The sequence below is a fragment of the Lentzea sp. NPDC020367 genome (assembly GCF_044387305.1).
Taxonomy (GTDB): domain Bacteria; phylum Actinomycetota; class Actinomycetes; order Mycobacteriales; family Pseudonocardiaceae; genus Lentzea.
The window spans coordinates 181,424-198,401 of record NZ_JBIRVV010000008.1; the positions used below are offsets into that span (position 1 = coordinate 181,424).

At 67.4% G+C, this 16,978-nt stretch carries 15 protein-coding genes and 1 pseudogene; 11 read left to right on the forward strand and 5 right to left on the reverse strand.

From position 1 onward, the window contains the following. Positions 1–33 precede the first annotated feature (33 nt). The 4 genes from ACH413_RS31540 to ACH413_RS31555 form a co-directional block, all read right to left on the reverse strand. Complete coding sequence (locus tag ACH413_RS31540) at positions 34–978, reverse strand: ribose-phosphate pyrophosphokinase (protein ID WP_360044457.1); 945 nt, start codon at positions 976–978, stop codon at positions 34–36. A gap of 10 nt (positions 979–988) precedes the next feature. Continuing rightward, positions 989–1,471 (reverse strand): hypothetical protein, encoded by a 483-nt coding sequence (locus tag ACH413_RS31545; protein WP_360044454.1) that lies wholly within the window; start codon positions 1,469–1,471, stop codon positions 989–991. Further along, positions 1,468–2,976 (reverse strand): PHP domain-containing protein, encoded by a 1,509-nt coding sequence (locus ACH413_RS31550; protein ID WP_360044451.1) that lies wholly within the window; start codon positions 2,974–2,976, stop codon positions 1,468–1,470. The genes ACH413_RS31545 and ACH413_RS31550 overlap by 4 nt, the downstream gene beginning before the upstream one ends. Before the next feature lie 78 nt (positions 2,977–3,054). Continuing rightward, a complete protein-coding gene (locus ACH413_RS31555; protein ID WP_360044448.1) occupies positions 3,055–3,861 on the reverse strand; it encodes a metal-dependent hydrolase in 807 nt (268 codons plus the stop codon). A 272-nt stretch (positions 3,862–4,133) separates the two neighbouring features. Between ACH413_RS31555 and ACH413_RS31560 the strand changes: the two genes are divergently transcribed. The 3 genes from ACH413_RS31560 to ACH413_RS31570 all read left to right on the forward strand — a co-directional run bounded on the left by ACH413_RS31560 (position 4,134) and on the right by ACH413_RS31570 (position 8,568). Then, on the forward strand, positions 4,134–5,357 hold the full coding sequence (locus tag ACH413_RS31560) for an NADP-dependent isocitrate dehydrogenase (RefSeq protein ID WP_319975034.1): 1,224 nt from the start codon (positions 4,134–4,136) through the stop codon (positions 5,355–5,357). A gap of 201 nt (positions 5,358–5,558) precedes the next feature. Next, positions 5,559–5,846 (forward strand): hypothetical protein, encoded by a 288-nt coding sequence (locus ACH413_RS31565; RefSeq protein ID WP_093591502.1) that lies wholly within the window; start codon positions 5,559–5,561, stop codon positions 5,844–5,846. 106 nt (positions 5,847–5,952) lie between these two features. Continuing rightward, entirely contained in the window at positions 5,953–8,568 is a 2,616-nt protein-coding gene (locus ACH413_RS31570; protein WP_360044444.1) for a LuxR family transcriptional regulator, read from the forward strand. Positions 8,569–8,595: 27 nt separating this feature from the next. Here the strand turns inward: ACH413_RS31570 and ACH413_RS31575 are convergent, their stop codons facing one another. Beyond that, a complete protein-coding gene (locus ACH413_RS31575) occupies positions 8,596–8,910 on the reverse strand; it encodes a hypothetical protein (protein ID WP_360044441.1) in 315 nt (104 codons plus the stop codon). Between the two features lie 167 nt (positions 8,911–9,077). On the opposite strand from ACH413_RS31575, the gene ACH413_RS31580 reads away from it, so the two are divergent. The 8 genes and pseudogenes from ACH413_RS31580 (at position 9,078) to trpS (ending at position 16,941) form a co-directional block, all read left to right on the forward strand. Then, entirely contained in the window at positions 9,078–9,296 is a 219-nt protein-coding gene (locus ACH413_RS31580; protein WP_319975036.1) for a hypothetical protein, read from the forward strand. Between the two features lie 11 nt (positions 9,297–9,307). Beyond that, the gene (locus tag ACH413_RS31585; RefSeq protein WP_360044438.1) at positions 9,308–10,111 is read left to right on the forward strand and encodes an exodeoxyribonuclease III; all 804 of its coding nucleotides are present in this window, start codon (positions 9,308–9,310) and stop codon (positions 10,109–10,111) included. Between the two features lie 9 nt (positions 10,112–10,120). After that, positions 10,121–10,753: a hypothetical protein gene (locus tag ACH413_RS31590; protein WP_360044435.1), complete on the forward strand. Its 633-nt coding sequence runs from the start codon at positions 10,121–10,123 to the stop codon at positions 10,751–10,753. A 331-nt stretch (positions 10,754–11,084) separates the two neighbouring features. Continuing rightward, positions 11,085–11,222 (forward strand): annotated as a pseudogene (locus ACH413_RS31595) (exodeoxyribonuclease III); the annotation flags it as partial. 110 nt (positions 11,223–11,332) lie between these two features. After that, positions 11,333–12,991, forward strand: a complete 1,659-nt coding sequence (locus tag ACH413_RS31600) for a TIGR03767 family metallophosphoesterase (RefSeq protein ID WP_360044432.1) — start codon at positions 11,333–11,335, stop codon at positions 12,989–12,991. A 61-nt stretch (positions 12,992–13,052) separates the two neighbouring features. Then, a complete protein-coding gene (locus ACH413_RS31605; protein ID WP_360044429.1) occupies positions 13,053–15,575 on the forward strand; it encodes a bifunctional FO biosynthesis protein CofGH in 2,523 nt (840 codons plus the stop codon). Between the two features lie 123 nt (positions 15,576–15,698). Further along, positions 15,699–15,890 carry a hypothetical protein gene (locus ACH413_RS31610; RefSeq protein WP_093591525.1) on the forward strand — a complete coding sequence of 64 codons (192 nt, stop codon included), beginning with the start codon at positions 15,699–15,701 and terminating at the stop codon, positions 15,888–15,890. Between the two features lie 28 nt (positions 15,891–15,918). Next, positions 15,919–16,941, forward strand: coding sequence for a tryptophan--tRNA ligase (gene trpS / locus ACH413_RS31615; RefSeq protein ID WP_360044425.1), 1,023 nt, complete (start codon positions 15,919–15,921; stop codon positions 16,939–16,941). Positions 16,942–16,978 lie beyond the last annotated feature (37 nt).

Here is a 16,978-nt window from a genome sequence, read left to right on the forward strand (position 1 = left end):
CCCGCGTGGAACCGCCCGTTACATGCCAAACGGTCAGGGAGCCTCGAAAAGAGTCGACACCGACTCGCCGACGTTGATCCGCCGCATCGCCTCGGCCATCGCCGGCGCGATCGACAGCACCTTCAACTTCGGCACGGCCTTGTCGGCGGGGATCGGCACGGTGTTCGTGGCGACGATCTCCAGCACGTCCTCGAACGCCTGCAACCGGTCCAGGGCCCCGGACGAGAACAGCCCGTGCGTGCAGGCCACCCGGATCGGCCCGGCGCCGCGCTCCCGCAGCTTGTCGATCAGCTCGACCACGGTCGAGCCCTTGGCGATCTCGTCGTCCAGCACGATCACGTCGCGCCCGGCCACCTCGCCGATCACGGTCTGGATCTGCACCTTGTCGTCGGCGAACCGCTGCTTGGCGCCGGCCGCGACCGGCAGGCCCAGGATCCGGGCGAAGTGCGCGGCCTCCTTGGCGTTGCCCAGGTCCGGCGACACGACGACGGTGTTCGACAGGTCGTACTGGGAGAAGTGCGCGGCCAGCTCGCGCAGGGCGTGCAGGTGGTCGACGGGCACCGAGAAGAACCCGTGCACCTGCGGTGAGTGCAACGTCATCGCCAGCACCCGTGAGGCACCCGCGGCGACCATCAGGTCGGCGACCAGGCGGCCGCCGATCGAGATCCGGGGCGCGTCCTTCTTGTCCGAACGCGCGTAGGCGTAGTGCGGCAGGACGACGGTCGTGCGCGCGGCGGAGGCGCCACGGGCAGCGTCCAGCATCAGCAGGAGTTCGACGAGGTGTTCCTGCACCGGGGGTACCAGCGGCTGGATCAGGAACACGTCCCGCTCCCGGCAGTTCGCCTGCAACTGCACTTCCAGGCAGTCGTTGGCGAACCGCGTCAAGCGGCTGGGTGAGAGCTCGACACCGAGATGGCCACAGATCTCCGCGGCGAGTGAGGGATGGGCAGAACCACTGAAGACAGCGATGTCACGCACACCCCGAAACCTAGTCGATGACCAGCACCAACTTGCCGTCGCGGAAGAACGGCGTCAGGTTCCCGCGCGTGTCGACCGTGTGGGTTCCGCGCGGCAGAACGACCTCTATGGCCGTGAACGCGAGGATGTCCGACACGCCATGACGGCCGCGCAACGACCGTTGGCCTTGGTACCGCAGAGCGCGCCCCTCGCGGCGGTACTGGTGGGCCTCAGCAGCAGTGGAGGCGCCTACTCGAAGCGCCTCCGGGCCTACCTGACGTGCTGAGGAAGCACCGCGTACGGAGACGCCGAAACCCTGCGCGACTAGTGAGTTCACCACTGCGTCGGACGGGGGGACCGGCAGGAGGAAGGACATCGCGAAATGGCTGTCGACCTCGTGCACCGCGACCGTTCGGGCCGTGGTCAGCACGGTGTCGTGCAGCTCCAGTGCGATCTTCTCCGCTTCCCAGCGGTTTTCATAGCCGGCGTCGATGCCGACGAAGGTGCTGGTCACCTGACCTCCACGAAGATCGGGTTGGTGTAGCACCACAGGTCCTCCCACGGGTTCGCGGCTCCGGGTGTGTCCGCCTGCGGTTCGAACGCGCCGCGGTTGCCGTCGGTTCCGCGCAATCGGAGGTAAAAAGGCTCCCGGACGTTGCGGAACGTGTGCGTGAAGACCGCATAGTGCCAGCGCGGCTCGTAGGATCGCTCGACCTTCACATGTGGCGTGGCCAACGTTTCAGATGATGATCGTCCGGTTACCGCGCCCTTGATGAGGTCCAAACGGCGCAATCGTGGCACGAATCCGGCGCTGTTGGGGCGGGTTGCCAAACGTGCCTTGACCAGCACGGTCACGTCAGAGCCGCGCCGGACGCGCAAACGGCCGCCCATCGTCTGGGTTCCGCCGGACGCGTAAACGTGGAACTGAAGATCATCGACCAGCCCGCCGTGCGAAACCCACGCTCGACCCGCCCTCAAGCCCTCCATCACGGCGCCGCGCGTCCGCCGGGTGGCGCCGACGACGGTCCGGGAGAACTCGCCGGGGAAGAAGTCGACGTAGGGCGGCAGCACCTGGGGCACCTCGCCCTCGATCGCGTCGAGGTGCTTGCCGGTCAGGTCGAACTGGTCGCCGGGCTCCGGCACGCGGACGATCGTGTCCCGCGAGTTGAAGTGCGAGTCGGAGTTCGACGTGATCCACCAGCCGAGACCCTCGGCGAGCAGCGAGTCCCAGACACCGCCGACCTTCGCGGTCATCCAGTCGAAGCCGCCGTAGGTCTTGTAGGCCTCGGGCGGATAGGGCGCGTAGGAGTTCGAGCCGGGGCTGTTCGCGTACCCGCCGCGGTGGCCGCCCGGACCGCGCAACGGGTCGCCGTCGCCCTGCGCTCCCGGTGCGCCCTCCATCCCGACAACGATGTCGGGAGCCAGGTCACGCATGTTCCGCAACTCGTGGGGCGCCACCCGGCCGTTGCGCATCGGGTGGTTCACGAACACCAGCGCGGACTTCATCGTGCCGTTGCGAATCTTGGTCTGCAGGAACCGGATCGCGTCGAGCGCCTTCTTCTCGTTCGCCGGGGTCGAGGCCTCGGCGCCGTTCAGCCGCCAGTCGAACTGCCGCTCGAAGTCGCGCAGCACCCCGGCCTCGTCCCGGCAGTCCTCGAAGAACAGCGTCGCGTGCTCCGCGCCGGGGACGTTCCACTCCATCCCGTGCCACAGCAGCAGTTGCGGGAACTTCCGCCGGGCGCGCTGCAGATCCGCCGCCGTCGCCTCGACCGAGTGCGCCTCGTGCGACGCGTGGCCGTGGTCGGTGATCACGAGCCAGTCCGTGCCGTGCCGCAACGCACCGCGGATCTGCTGCTCGATGCTGTACATGCCGTCGTACGAGTACTGCGTGTGCGTGTGGTGATCACCGGAAAGCCACTGGTAGCGCGACGTCGCCGAAGCAGTTCCCGTGCCCAGCGCTCCCGCCACGCCGAGCACGCCGACTCCCTGCAGGAAGCGTCTGCGGGCTACTTCGGACATGGCTGATCCTCCACACGACGGGTCGGGGTCCGTGGAGGCTAGGCCGATCGGATGAGGTGCAGGTGGACGCGAAGTGAACTAGATCGGAAGCAGGTCCACCCAGTCCAGGAACGGCAGCGCGCCCGTGCCCTGCAACGCCGCGAGTCCCAGCCAGATCGACAGGATCGTCACGATCGGCCCGACGATCGCCATCTCCACGACGCCACCGGTCTTCATCCGCAGGATCTTCGGCGGCGCGACCGGGAACCACGTCTTGCCCATGATCGGGATCGGCCACAGGATCGGGCAGCCCTGCTCGGTGATCGCGTCACCGATGTAGTGCGCGAAACACCCGATGCCGACCGCGATCCCGCACGCCGCCGCGGACGCGTCCGTCTGCGAGGTCCACGCGATCATCGCCCAGGTGATCCCCGCCGACACCACGGTGATCAGCAACGCGTCCTGCTTGGGGCACCAGTCGTTCATGATGCCGCGCACCGCCAGACCGGCGAACACGAACATCAGCACGGGCAGCGCCCACTTCTGGCTGTTCTGGATGACCGCGGCGGTGAAGACGGCGGCGAACATCGCGAAGACGAGCGTGTGCGTGAGACCGCGATGTCCGCCGTCTCGCTTGGAATCCCGCTTCAGCCGCGTTGTCCGGTAGACGAAGCTGCTCAACGCGTTGATGCCCGCGGACAGCCCGCTGCTCAGCGCTCCGAACGTGCGCGAGATGGTCGATCCGGGGTGGTCCAGGTCGGGCAGAAGTGCCGCGCCAGTGGCGAGAACCGCGCCAACGGCCCAGCTCTGCGGCGAGAGTTGGCCGATCGGGTGAGTTGACGCGATCGCGGTGACGGCGCTCCAGGCGAGCAGCCCGCTCATCGCATGTGTTGGCCCAGTTGACACTTACGCCCTTTCCGGTGATCACCCGACCGTGCTGACAGTAGTCGTTGCTTCAACGCCGCCGGAGCGAAACTCGTTCAACGGCGAAGAAGATCGACTTGTGCCTGGTGGGGCCCTCTCTCGTGGTGACCAGTGCGCGAGAGGACTACGGTTCACACCAATGGCGCAGTGCGTGGCGCCGATTGAATCGATGTAACCAGGGTCGCAGGCACAGGACGGCGGTTTACCAGTACGCTTGTCCTGCTTGCATCGTCGCGAGAGGAGCGCCCAGGATTATGGGCAAGATCAAGGTTCAGGGCACCGTCGTCGAACTCGACGGCGACGAGATGACCCGGATCATCTGGCAGTTCATCAAGGACAAGCTGATCCACCCGTACCTGGACGTCACTCTGGAGTACTACGACCTGGGCATCGAGCACCGGGACGCCACCGACGACCAGGTCACGATCGACGCCGCGAACGCCATCAAGAAGCACGGCGTCGGCGTGAAGTGCGCCACGATCACGCCGGACGAGGCGCGCGTCGAGGAGTTCGGCCTCAAGAAGATGTGGGTCTCGCCCAACGGCACGATCCGCAACATCCTCGGCGGTGTCGTCTTCCGCGAGCCGATCATCATCTCGAACGTGCCGCGCCTGGTCCCGGGCTGGACGAAGCCGATCATCATCGGCCGTCACGCCCACGGTGACCAGTACAAGGCCACCAACTTCAAGGTGCCCGGCGCCGGCAAGCTCACGATCACGTTCCAGCCGGAGGACGGCTCGGACCCGATCGAGCACGTCGTCACCGAGTTCCCGGCGGAGGGCGGTGTGGCGATGGGCATGTACAACTACAACAAGTCCATCGAGGACTTCGCCCGCGCCTCGTTCTCCTACGGCCTGCAGCGGGGCTACCCCGTCTACATGTCGACGAAGAACACGATCCTGAAGGCCTACGACGGCGCCTTCAAGGACATCTTCGAGCGCGTGTTCAACGAGGAGTTCAAGGCCGAGTTCGACGCCAAGGGCCTCACCTACGAGCACCGCCTGATCGACGACATGGTCGCCGCTGCCATGAAGTGGGAGGGCGGCTACGTCTGGGCGTGCAAGAACTACGACGGTGACGTCCAGTCCGACACGGTCGCGCAGGGCTTCGGCTCGCTCGGCCTGATGACGTCGGTCCTGATGACGCCGGACGGCAAGACGGTCGAGGCCGAGGCCGCGCACGGCACCGTGACGCGTCACTTCCGCCAGCACCAGGCCGGCAAGCCGACCTCCACGAACCCCATCGCGTCGATCTACGCGTGGACCCGTGGCCTCATGCACCGCGGCAAGCTGGACAACACCCCCGAGGTGATCCGCTTCGCCGAGGCGCTCGAGGAGGTCGTGATCGAGACCGTCGAGGCCGGTCAGATGACCAAGGACCTGGCCCTGCTGATCAGCAAGGACCAGGCGTGGCTGACGACCGAGGACTTCCTCGGCGCGCTCGACGAGAACCTCAAGAAGAAGATGGCGTCGTTCTGACGGTCGCCTGATTCGAGTACGTGAGAAGGCCACCCCGGTCACACCGGGGTGGCCTTTCGCGTTGGGCGTCACCCGGTCGGTTCCTCTTGCGGGTGGTTGCCGCGCCGAGCCGTCCACTCCAGCCCTCCAGCCGCTATATCTGCTGTTCCAGGGCTTGTGTTGTGCGGAGGCGTCGCGATGCTGGGTGTTCCGGTTCGGGGAATGATCGTCATTGGTGTGCTCGGGGTCGCCGGCGTCATGTACGCGGTGAACGGCGGCAAGCCGATGGGCAGTGACAAGGGGTCGGAGATCTGCAAGATCACGGTGACGGCGGACATCCTCAACGTCCGGTCGGGGCCCGGTGACATGCAGCCGATCGTCTCGACCATGCCGCGTGACGCGGTCACCGACGCGCAGGGCCGCGTCGAGAACGGCTACCGGATGCTGAGCGACCGGCGCTGGGTCAGCCAGTCGTTCGTCGCGCTGACCAGCGATTCCACCTGCAAGTAGGGAAACACCCCATCGACCCCCAATAGGATTGGTCCGGCTGGCCCAGTGAGGTCGGCCGGACGCGCCGCCACGTGTTCGAAGTGCGTGCGGCGAAGGGACGTCTCCGGTGGCGGTCGCGAGTTCCGCGGTGTCCGACCGCAGGCGCGAACTGACGGTGGTGCGCGAGGCGCTGGAGGCCGCTCCCGCTGTCGTGTGCGTCGAGGGCAGCGCGGGCACGGGCAAGTCGACGGTGCTCGCCGAAACCGTGCGGATCGCTCGTGAGCTGGGCTTCCAGGTCTTCCGCGCACAGTGCTCCGCCTCGGAGTCCGGGTTCCGCTTCGGTGTGGTGGCGCAGCTCTTCGAGAGCGAAGCCGACGCGATCCTGGCGGGGGACGCCGATCAGGCGGCGATGCACCGGCTGCACCGGCTGGTTCGCAAGATGTCCCTCGGCTCTCCTGTGCTGCTGGCCGTCGACGACGTGGAGCTGGCCGACGCGCCGTCGTTGAAGTTCCTGTCCTACCTGCGAAGGCGGCTGAGCGACCTGCCGGTCGTCCTCGTGGTGACGCGGGGGTTCGTGGTCGACGCGCCGTTGCTGCGCGAGGTCGTCGGTGACGCCGTTCGCGTCCGGCTCGTCGGTCTTGACCAGGCGGGGTGTGCGCGGTTTCTGAGGACGCTCTTCGCTTCCGGGGTCACCGACGAGGTCGTCGCCGACTGGCGGGTGGCGACCGGCGGCAACCCGTACCTGCTCGGTCTGCGTCCTCGTGACCTAGGGGAACGTGCCGGCGAACTGGTCGCGAGGCTGTCGTCTGCCGGCTCCTCGGTCGTGGCGCTGGCGCGGGCGTTCGCCGTGCTCGGCGAGGCCGATCTGGCGCTGGCTGGTGCGGCGGCCGGGCTGGCTCCTGCTGACGCCGTGGACGCGTCACGGGCGTTGGGCGGCTTGGGTTTCGCGGGCGTGCCGATGGTGCTGTCGACGTTGGCGCAGAGCACGACATCGTTGGACCGGGCGGCGATCCACGCGCGAGCCGCCCGGTTCCGGTACGACGACCAGGCGTCCGTCGACGTCGTGGCGGCGCATTTGCTCGAGGCCGCGCCGATCGGGCAGGAGTGGGTGCGGGACGTGCTGCGCGCGGCGGCCCGGAAGTCCACTTCGGACAGAGCGATCGCCTGTCTGCGCAGGCTTTTGCGCGAACCGCTGCCGGACGACCTGCGCGGCGAGGTGCTGGTCGAGCTGAGCGAGGCGCAGTCGTTGGTCGATCCCGGCGCGGCTCGCGCGTCGTTGCACAAGGCCGCGGGTGCGTCGATGGACGTGCCGGCCGAGGGGCGGATGGCGTTGCTGCTCGCCTACGACCTGGCCGGGCGGCGGCTGTACCGGGACGCGGTCGCGAAGGTCGAGTCGGTGATCGCGCGCGTCTGCGGTGCGGATCCGGATCTGGCTCAGCGGCTGGACCTGTACGCGCTGTCGCTGGGGTTGGAGGAGTCGTTCTTCTCCAGCGAGGTGGAGACGCGGATCGCGCGGTTGCTCGGTTCGCGCATGACCTCGGCCCGCAACGCGCGTTTCTTGAACACCCTGCTGGCTTATCGGGGCGCGACGATCGGCGCGAACCCCGGTGAGACGCGGCGTCGCGTGCAGGCCGCGCTGCCGTTGCACGTCGGGCGGGACCTGATCGACCAGTTCTCGTTCGCGCACATGATCGTGGCGTTGCTCGGGATCGACGAGTACGAGCTGGCGGACCGGCAGTGCGAGGAGGCGCTACGGGTGACGTCCGAACGCGATCTCGCCCTGTGCGCGGCTCTGGTGCAGGGGCTGCGGTGTCACGTGGCGCGCCGGCTGGGTTCGTTGGCCGTGGCGGAACAACTCGGCCTGGCGTCGCTGGCACGGCTGGACTCGGTGGGCGCGGGGCAGGACGGCAACATCGTGGTGTCCGTCGCCGGGCTGGCCGGCGTGTGGGTGGACACGGGCGACACGGCGTCGGCGTCGCGGCTCGTGCGCGAGCGCTCGCTCGACGGTGACGTGCCCGAGTACTCGCACTACAACGCGTTGCTGCACCAGCGCGGCCGTCTGCACATGGCTTCGGGAGATCCGGCTTCGGCGTTGCGCGACCACCTCTTGTGCGGTCAGCGGATGGAACGCCGTGGTGCGCGCAATCCGTCGTTGCAACCGTGGCGCTCGCACGCGGCGTTGGCGCACTTGGCGTTGGGGGAGCGGGATCAGGCTTTCCGCTTGGCTTTCCAGGAGCTGGAACTGGCGCGCGACTGGGGTCTCGCCGTGCCGATCGGGGTTTCCGCGAGGGTCGCCGGTGTCGTGGCGTCGGATGTTCTGCTGCTGGAGGAGGCCGTGTCGGCGTTGCGCGGCACTCCGGCCCGGCTGGAACTGGCACGGGCGTTGATCGACTGGGGAGTGGTGCTGCGGTCGCTCGGCCGCGGCCCGGAGGCGCTGGCGGCGTTGCGGCAGGGCCACGACGTGGCGAAGAGGTGCGGCGCGATCCCGTTGATGGGCCTCGCGGCACGGGAACTGCGCGCGGCCGGCGGACGTCCGGCGCGCGTGCCGTCGGGTTCGGTGCTCACCGCGCAGGAGCAACACATCGCGCGGCGCGCGGTGCACGGACTGACGAACCGGCAAATCGCGGCGGAGTTGTTCGTGACGCCACGGGCCGTTGAACTGCACCTGACCCGCGTCTATCGAAAACTGGGGATCTCCGGGCGGCGAGATCTGGCCGCCGCGTTGGAAAAGGCCGGCGCGTGAGGGCGGCGCCGGCCTTTTCCGCTCGTCCTACTTGAGCACGATGATGCCCAGCGCGAAGATCTTGCCGCCCAGCTTCAGCCCCTTGACGTCGACGCTCGCGCCGACCTCCAGCTCACCGGAGATGATGGTCTTCACGAAGTCGTAGTCCACGTCCACCGTGGTCGAGGCGTCGACCCTGACCTTGATGGACTTGCCCTTGACGACCGCGACGACCTCGCCGGTCAGGTCCGCGGACACCTCGGCCGACTGAGCCGGCGCCGGCGCGGCGAAAGCCTGGGCGGCACCACCGAACAGCACGGCGGTGGCGGCGAGACCGGCGAGAACACCCTTGATCGAGTTCATTGCTTCTCCTTGGTGCTTTCGTGCTTCGGGGAGATTTCCTGGGCCCGCCAAAAGAATGTCTTCCGATGATCCGCACGCTCAAGTGGTCGGTTTCAACAGTTCGTTCTCACCGAACTGCGGCTTTGCATTGGGCAACGACTTCGGTGGCGTGTGGCAAACTTGCGGGCATGCTGCGGAACATGTTTCGGTGGGGCAGAGCCAAGGGCGTCACGCAGTGCTCCTGCGACCCCGAGTGGCAGGGCCTCTACACCGAGATCGACGGCCAGCGCCAGCTAGCCCTGCCGCGCGACGAGATGGCCACCCTCGTCGGCTACCTCGACCTGACCGCGCACTGCGCCGGCTGCGGCGCCGAGTACCCGAAGCCCTGGGGCCTGGCCTCCCAGTAGGCTCCCCCGTCGTGCTCACGGTCTCCACGGTCAACGTCAACGGTCTGCGCGCCGCCGCGAAGAAGGGCTACCTCTCGTGGCTCGCCTCGACTTCCGCGGATGTGGTGTGCCTGCAGGAAGTCCGCGCCGAACCAGCCGAGCTGACCCCTGACGTCCACTCGCCCGAGGGCTGGCACGGCGTGTACGCCCCGTCGTCCTTGAAGGGCCGCGCAGGCGTGGGCATCCTCTCGCGCGTAGAGCCCACCTCGGTCCGCATCGGCTTCGGCACCGCCGAGTTCGAGGCGAGCGGCCGCTACGTGGAGATCGAACTGCCCGGCGTCGTCGTGGCGTCGCTCTACCTGCCGTCCGGCGACGTCGGCACCGAGAAGCAGGACGAGAAGGACCGCTTCATGGCGGCCTTCCTGCCGTACCTGGTGTCGTTGCGGGAGAAGGCGGCCGTATCGGGCCGTGAGGTGCTCGTGTGCGGCGACTGGAACATCGCGCACCAGCAGGCAGACCTGAAGAACTGGAAGACGAATCAGAAGGAGTCCGGCTTCCTGCCGTACGAGCGGGAGTGGCTCACGTCCGTGTTCGCGTCGGGCTACAACGACGTGATGCGCTCTTTGCACCCGGATGTGGTCGGGCCGTACTCGTGGTGGTCGTACCGCGGCAAGGCCTTCGACAACGACTCGGGCTGGCGGATCGACTACGTCGTGGCGACTGACGGGATTGCCAACTCGGCGACGAGTGCGGTCGTTGAGCGTGCGGCCACCTACCAGGAACGATGGTCCGATCATGCTCCCGTGACGTGCACGTTCGACTACCCCAAGCCCTAGCCTGCCGACATGGCTCCTGTCTGGTCTGCTCTCATCGGTGCACTAGCGGCACTGATCGGCGTGTGGGTGACTCAGTGGCTCACCAACCGGCGAGAGTTTCAGCGTGATCAGCTCAAGTGGGCGCAGGAGCGCCAACAGCGGCAGTTCGACCTGCAGAAGACGGCGTTCACCGAGGCGCTGACGGTGTTGAACGAGTGGCACCGCACCTTGCGTGATGTCGTGCTATGGGTGACATTCCCAGAGGAACCCAGGCCACGGGTGATTGCGTTCTCAGAACACATGGCGCAGGCGAACAGTGCCCTGACAACCGTTGAGTTGGTGTGCTCAGATGCTGCTGACGAAGTGACCAAGAAGGCTTTGGTCGCTCTGACTCATTTCCACCACCGAGCGTGGGAGGCGGCTCGTGAAACTGAGATGACCCGAGCGATAGGGCCTGCCTGGTGTCCTGGTCCTCCTGTCGACACCACTCAAGTTCAAATCGCCATGAGTCAACTTCGCGATGTCTACCGCGCCGAACTAGCCGGGTTGGCGACTGAACCTGTTGCGTTGCCTGAGAAATCTCGTGGGCGGTTCCGCCTGCCGTGGCGGAGATCCGCTCAGGCTTCAACCACTGCCACGAACGTCACGAACGCGCCTGCTTGATGGTGGGATGGGGTGAAGGACACAAAGCTCCAGCCGAACCTGACGTGCTCGTTGATCACATCTGTGAGGACGGCGGCAAGGCCTGCATCCACATCCTCAGGGTGGGCCGACGAGGGCACAAAACCACGCGGTACTCAGGCATCGTCACCGTTCCTTTGACGCGCACCGCTTCGGTCTCTTCAAGATCTTCTTCTGCTCGGGTCAAAGCCTCGTCTGGACGCGGGCGGTCATTAGCTGGAGTCGAGGCGGATGGTGCTTCACGCGGCTCGTGGGTGCTATGGCCAAGGTGCCTCCCGGTCGGCGAACCGTTCGGTTAGTAGAACCCTAGACATCGGGCTGGCGCATCGACTACCAGGTCGCGACGGACGGGCTGGCGGCTCGGGCTCGGACCGCGGTGGTGGAGCGGGCGGCGACGTACGCCGAGCGCTGGTCGGACCACGCCCCGGTCACCGTCGAGTACTCCGACTGACCCAGCCCGAACAGCCTTTATCGCTCTTGTCGCCCACCTGACGGCTCGATTCCACCCACCCGTTCCCCGAATATGAACACGATTCACCATCGATGAATCGGGGGCGGCTCATGACAGGCTTCAACCGGCGTTCGTTCCTCCTGGCGATGGGTGTGGGTGCCGCAGGCGTCCCGCTCCTCGACCGCCAAGCGTTTGCGTCCACGGCGGGCACCACGCTCGACGTCACGGCCGCGCCGATCGGCACCAGCGGCTATCGCAGGCTCGCCGCGGGTCCGGGCTGGCCGACGGTCGTGCGCGGCGACCTCATCGCCGCGAAACCCAAGCGGGAAGCCAGGCGGCGAGCGCTCGCCAGCTTCGTGCAGTTCAGCGACATGCACATCTGCGACGCCCAGAGTCCGCTCCGGTTCGAGTACCTGCACCCGATCATGGGCTCCAGCGCGCACCGGCCGCAGGAAGCGCTCACCACGCAGGGCTCCACCTCACTCGTCCGTCGCGTCAACGCCGTCCGCCAAGGGCCGTTGACCGGCAGGCCGTTCGACTTCCTCATGACGACCGGGGACAACACCGACAACCACGAGAACGTCGAGCTCGACTGGTTCCTCACGATCCTCAACGGCGGCCGCATCACCCCGAACACCGGCGACGCGCGGTACGAAGGCGTGCAGAACGCGGGCATCAGCACGTTCTGGCAGCCCGACCTCAGCGGCGGCGACGACTACAAGGCAAAGGGTTTCCCGCAGCTCACCGGGTTGCTCGACGCGGCCGTCCGCGAGTTCACCAGCCCTGGCCTGAACATCCCCTGGTACTCCACGATCGGCAACCACGACGACAGCGTGGTCGGTGCTCTGCCGGACGGGCTGCTCGACAGCTGGTACACGGGACGCAAGAAGATCGTCGGGTTCGGAGACCCCGTGCAGAACGCCAAGGTCGCGCAGGCGTTCAACGATCCCAAGGCCATCCCGGAAGCGATGGCCATCCTCGCGAGTGGCGGCGTCGTCCGCACCGTGACGCCGGACAGCCGTCGGAGGCTGTTCGACACCGGTGAGTTCGTGCGCAAGCATCTGCCGTCAGGTGGGCACGGCTACACGGACGCCAACGCGGATGGCGTGGACGTCTTCTACACGTTCCGGATGGCGCCTGGTGTCACGGGCATCAGCATGGACACCACGAACCTCGCAGGGTTCTCCACGGGCTCGATAGGGCTGCATCAGCTCAACTGGATCGAGAAGACCCTCAGGCGCAACAGCTCGCTCTACTACGACTGGCTGGGCTTGCCGCAACGGCAGAACGTCACCGACGAGCTGTTCGTGCTCTTCAGTCACCACACGAGCACGACGATGGGCAACGTTCTGCCGGACAAGCGCCGGCCGCTCGACCCGCGGATGAACGGCGACGCGCTCGTGAATCTCCTGCACCGCTTTCCGAACGTGCTGGCGTGGGTCAACGGCCACACGCACCGCAACGTGATCACGCCGCACCGGCACGACACACCCGGCAGAAGCTTCTGGGAGATCAACACCGCCGCGCACGTCGACTACCCGCAGCACGCCCGCGTGATCGAGGTCGCGGACAACGGCGACGGCACGTTGTCGCTGTTCACGACCTTGCTCGAAGCCGATGCGCCCTACCAGGTCGACTACGACGACCGCAGCGACACCGGGCTCGCGAGCCTGTGCCGGGAGTTCACCTACAACGACATCCACTCGCGGACGAACCCGCTGGGCACACCGCTCGACCGGAACACGGAGCTGCTCGTCGCCGTCCGCTGAGTGGGATGTCCCACAGCCAGTCACACCTGATCAGGAATTTCGGCGGCCTAAGGTCGTTGACGTGGCAGTGGACATCTCGCTAACCCCACCTCAGCCCCGTCCGAGTGCGGCGGCCATGCGGCGTGCGCTTCGCCGGGCCGCCGACGGTGCGGTGCTCGACGCGACCGAAGCCTCCGTGCTGCTCCACGCGCGTGAGGACGACCTGGAAGCGTTGCTGACAGCGGCGGGCAAGGTGCGGGACGCGCACCTGCTCGCCGAGGGGCGGGCGGGGATCGTCACGTACAGCCGGTCGGTGTTCATCCCGCTGACCAGGCTGTGCCGCGACCGGTGCCACTACTGCACGTTCGCGACCGTGCCGCACAAGGTGCCCGCGGCGTTCCTCGAACGCGACGAGGTGCTGGCGATCGCACGGGCCGGGGCCGCCCAAGGTTGCAAGGAAGCCCTCTTCACGCTCGGCGACCGGCCGGAGGACCGCTGGCCCGCCGCGAAGGAGTGGCTGGAGGCACGCGGGTACGAGTCCACTTTGGACTACGTGCGGGCCAGTGCCATCGCGGTGCTGGAGGAGACCGGGCTGCTGCCGCACCTCAACCCCGGCGTGCTGAGCTGGGAGGAACTGACGCGGCTGCGGCCCGTCGCGTCCAGCATGGGCATGATGCTCGAGACCACGGCCGAACGGCTGTGGAGCGAGAAGGGCGGCCCGCACTACGGCAGCCCCGACAAGGATCCCGCCGTCCGGCTGCGCGTCCTCACCGACGCCGGCCGCGTGAACGTCCCGTTCACCACCGGAATCCTGATCGGCATCGGCGAGACCATCGCCGAGCGCGCCGAGTCGTTGCTCGCGATGCGGCAGATCGCCAAGCAGTACGGGCACATCCAGGAAGTCATCATCCAGAACTTCCGCGCCAAGCCGGACACGGCGATGCGCGGCATGCCCGACGCCGACCTGACCGAGCTCGCGGCCACGATCGCCGTGGCACGCCTGGTGATGCCGTCGACCGTGAGCGTGCAGGCGCCGCCGAACCTGGTCGGCGGCGAGTTCGACCTCATGCTGCGCGCGGGCGTCGACGACTGGGGCGGCGTCTCGCCGATCACGCCCGACCACGTGAACCCCGAGAAGCCGTGGCCCCAGGTCGACCAGCTCGCGGAGATCACCGCACAGGCCGGTTTCTCCTTGCAGGAACGGCTGAACGTCTACCCGCGCTTCGTCCGCGCGACGGTCGGGCAGTGGATCGACACCCGGCTCACCGCGCACGTTTCCGCGCTGGCACTGGAAAGCGGCCTCGCGAACCCGGACGCCGAGGTGGTCGGTCGCGAGTGGCAGGAACCGGACGGCGGGACCGACACCTACGGACGCGCGGACCTCAACACCTCGATCGACACCGAAGGCCGCACTAACGACCGCCGCGGCGACTTCGACGAGGTCTACGGCGACTGGGACGAGCTGAAGATCCCCGTTGCCCCGCAACGACTTCCCGACGACGTCCAACGTGGACTGAAGATCGCCGAGAACGACCCGGCCGCGTTGCTCGAGGACACCGAGGCCGCGATGGCGCTGCTGACGGCCGACGGTGACGCGCTCGAGGTGATGACCCGCCTGGCCGACGACCTGCGGCGCGAGGTGGTCGGCGACGACGTCACCTACGTCGTCAACCGGAACATCAACTTCTCCAACGTCTGCTACGTCGGTTGCCGTTTCTGCGCTTTCGCCCAGCGCGAGCGCGACGCCGACGCGTTCCGGCTGTCCGCGGAGGAGGTCGCCGACCGCGCGCAGGAGGCGTGGGACGACGGCGCCACCGAGGTCTGCATGCAGGGCGGCATCGACCCCAAGCTGCCGGTGACCTACTACGCCGACGTCGTGCGCGCGATCAAGAAGCGCATTCCGCAGATGCACGTCCACGCGTTCAGCCCGATGGAGATCGTCTCCGCCGCGGCGAAGGCCGGCGTGAGCGTGCGCGAGTGGCTGACCGAGCTCAGGGAAGCCGGTCTCGACACGATTCCCGGCACGGCGGCCGAGATCCTCGACGACGACGTGCGCTGGGTGCTCACCAAGGGCAAGCTGCCGACCGCGACCTGGCTCGACGTCGTCGGGACGGCCCATGAGCTGGGCATTCGTTCGTCCAGCACGATGATGTACGGCCACGTGGACCACCCCGGCCACTGGCTCACGCACTTCCGCGTGCTCGCGAAGCTCCAGGACCGCACGGGCGGGCTCACCGAGTTCGTCGCGCTGCCGTTCGTGCACCGCAACGCCCCGATCTACCTGGCAGGAGTCGCCCGCCCCGGCCCCACCCGCCGCGACAACCGTGCCGTGCACGCGTTCGCACGGTTGGCGCTGCACGGGCGCGTCGACAACATCCAGTGCTCATGGGTGAAGCTCGGCGACGAGGGCACCGCGGAGATCCTCAACGGCGGCGCGAACGACATCGGCGGCACGTTGATGGAGGAGACCATCAGCCGCATGGCCGGGTCCGAACACGGCTCGGCGCGTACTGTGCGTGAGCTCGAATCCCTGGCTTCGCTCGCAGGGCGTAACGCCCGTCAGCGGACTACGACATATGGGCGAGTGCTATCTGATCACGAGTGACCGATAGTCTGATTCGGCGCATCGACGCTACCGGCGATCGGTAGCTTGGCGGCCAATCAGTCAGCAAGGTTCACCCGTTCCGGGGTGGATCTGTGCCTTGGGGAGGCTCGGCAAGTGCACGGCATGAGTCTGGTTCTGAGCGCTGCGGTCGAAAGCAGCATGACCGGCACCGCTGCCGGTCCCGTGGGTCTGATCGCGGTGACGGCGGGCGTGGGTGGTCTGGTGTACGGCCTGGTGAAGCGGCGCAAGCCCGCTCCGGTCGTCGCGGCCAACCAGCGCATCGACCTGGTCCAGCAGGACTCCGCGCAGAACTGATCGAGCCGGGTCTGAGAAGATTTCGGTCGTGTCCACGGAGAACGCGCCTGTAGAGGCTGTCAAGCGCCCCCGCGTCCTGTCCGGCATCCAGCCGACGGCCGGGTCGTTCCACCTCGGCAACTACCTGGGTGCGGTGCGGCAGTGGGTGGCGTTGCAGGAAGCGCACGACGCGTTCTACTGCGTCGTCGACCTGCACGCGATCACCGTGGAGCAGAACCCGAAGGAACTGCGTCAGAACACGCGCGTCTCGGCCGCGCAGCTGCTCGCGCTGGGCATCGACCCGGATCGGGCGACCCTGTTCGTGCAGTCGCACGTGCCGGAGCACGCCCAGCTCGGCTGGGTCATGCAGTGCATGACCGGCTTCGGCGAGGCGTCGCGGATGACGCAGTTCAAGGACAAGTCCGCACGTCAGGAGCAGTCCGTCGGCGTGGGCCTGTTCACGTACCCGATCCTGCAGGCCGCGGACATCCTGCTGTACCAGGCGCACTACGTGCCGGTCGGCGAGGACCAGCGCCAGCACCTGGAGCTGACCCGCGACCTCGCGACGCGCTTCAACTCGCGCTACGGCAAGACGTTCCGCCTGCCGGAGGCGTACATCGTCAAGGACACGGCCAAGATCTTCGACCTGCAGGACCCGACGGCGAAGATGAGCAAGTCGGTGCCCGGCGGTGTCGTCGAGCTGCTCGAAGACCCGAAGCGGTCGGCCAAGAAGATCCGCTCCGCCGTCACCGACACCGGTCGCGAGATCATCTTCGACGTCGAGAACAAGCCGGGCGTCTCGAACCTGCTGACGATCTACTCGGCCCTGACCGGCCGGACGGTCGAGTCGCTGGTCACCGACTACGACGGCAAGGGCTACGGGGACCTGAAGAAGGACCTCGGCGAGGTCTTCACCGAGTGGGTCACGCCGGTGCAGGAACGCGTGAAGATGTACCTCGACGACGTGGCGTCGCTGGACAAGATTCTGGCCGCCGGTGCCGAACGCGCCCGTGAGGTCGCTTCCGGCACGTTGCGCCGCACGTACGAGAAGATCGGCTTCGTGCTGGCCTGATCTGCCCGAGTAGTGCAAGTGCACTAGCGTCTTGGGC

What these genes read in the sequence shown, in the direction of transcription:
- ACH413_RS31580 (WP_319975036.1), top strand. Translation starts at nt 9,078, where the DNA reads ATGCTGCGGAACATGTTTCGGTGGGGCAGAGCCAAGGGCGTCACGCAG.
- ACH413_RS31610 (WP_093591525.1), top strand. Translation starts at nt 15,699, where the DNA reads ATGAGTCTGGTTCTGAGCGCTGCGGTCGAAAGCAGCATGACCGGCACC.
- ACH413_RS31560 (WP_319975034.1), top strand. Translation starts at nt 4,134, where the DNA reads ATGGGCAAGATCAAGGTTCAGGGCACCGTCGTCGAACTCGACGGCGAC.
- ACH413_RS31565 (WP_093591502.1), top strand. Translation starts at nt 5,559, where the DNA reads ATGATCGTCATTGGTGTGCTCGGGGTCGCCGGCGTCATGTACGCGGTG.
- ACH413_RS31600 (WP_360044432.1), top strand. Translation starts at nt 11,333, where the DNA reads ATGACAGGCTTCAACCGGCGTTCGTTCCTCCTGGCGATGGGTGTGGGT.
- ACH413_RS31550 (WP_360044451.1), bottom strand. Translation starts at nt 2,976, where the DNA reads ATGTCCGAAGTAGCCCGCAGACGCTTCCTGCAGGGAGTCGGCGTGCTC.
- ACH413_RS31590 (WP_360044435.1), top strand. Translation starts at nt 10,121, where the DNA reads ATGGCTCCTGTCTGGTCTGCTCTCATCGGTGCACTAGCGGCACTGATC.
- ACH413_RS31575 (WP_360044441.1), bottom strand. Translation starts at nt 8,910, where the DNA reads ATGAACTCGATCAAGGGTGTTCTCGCCGGTCTCGCCGCCACCGCCGTG.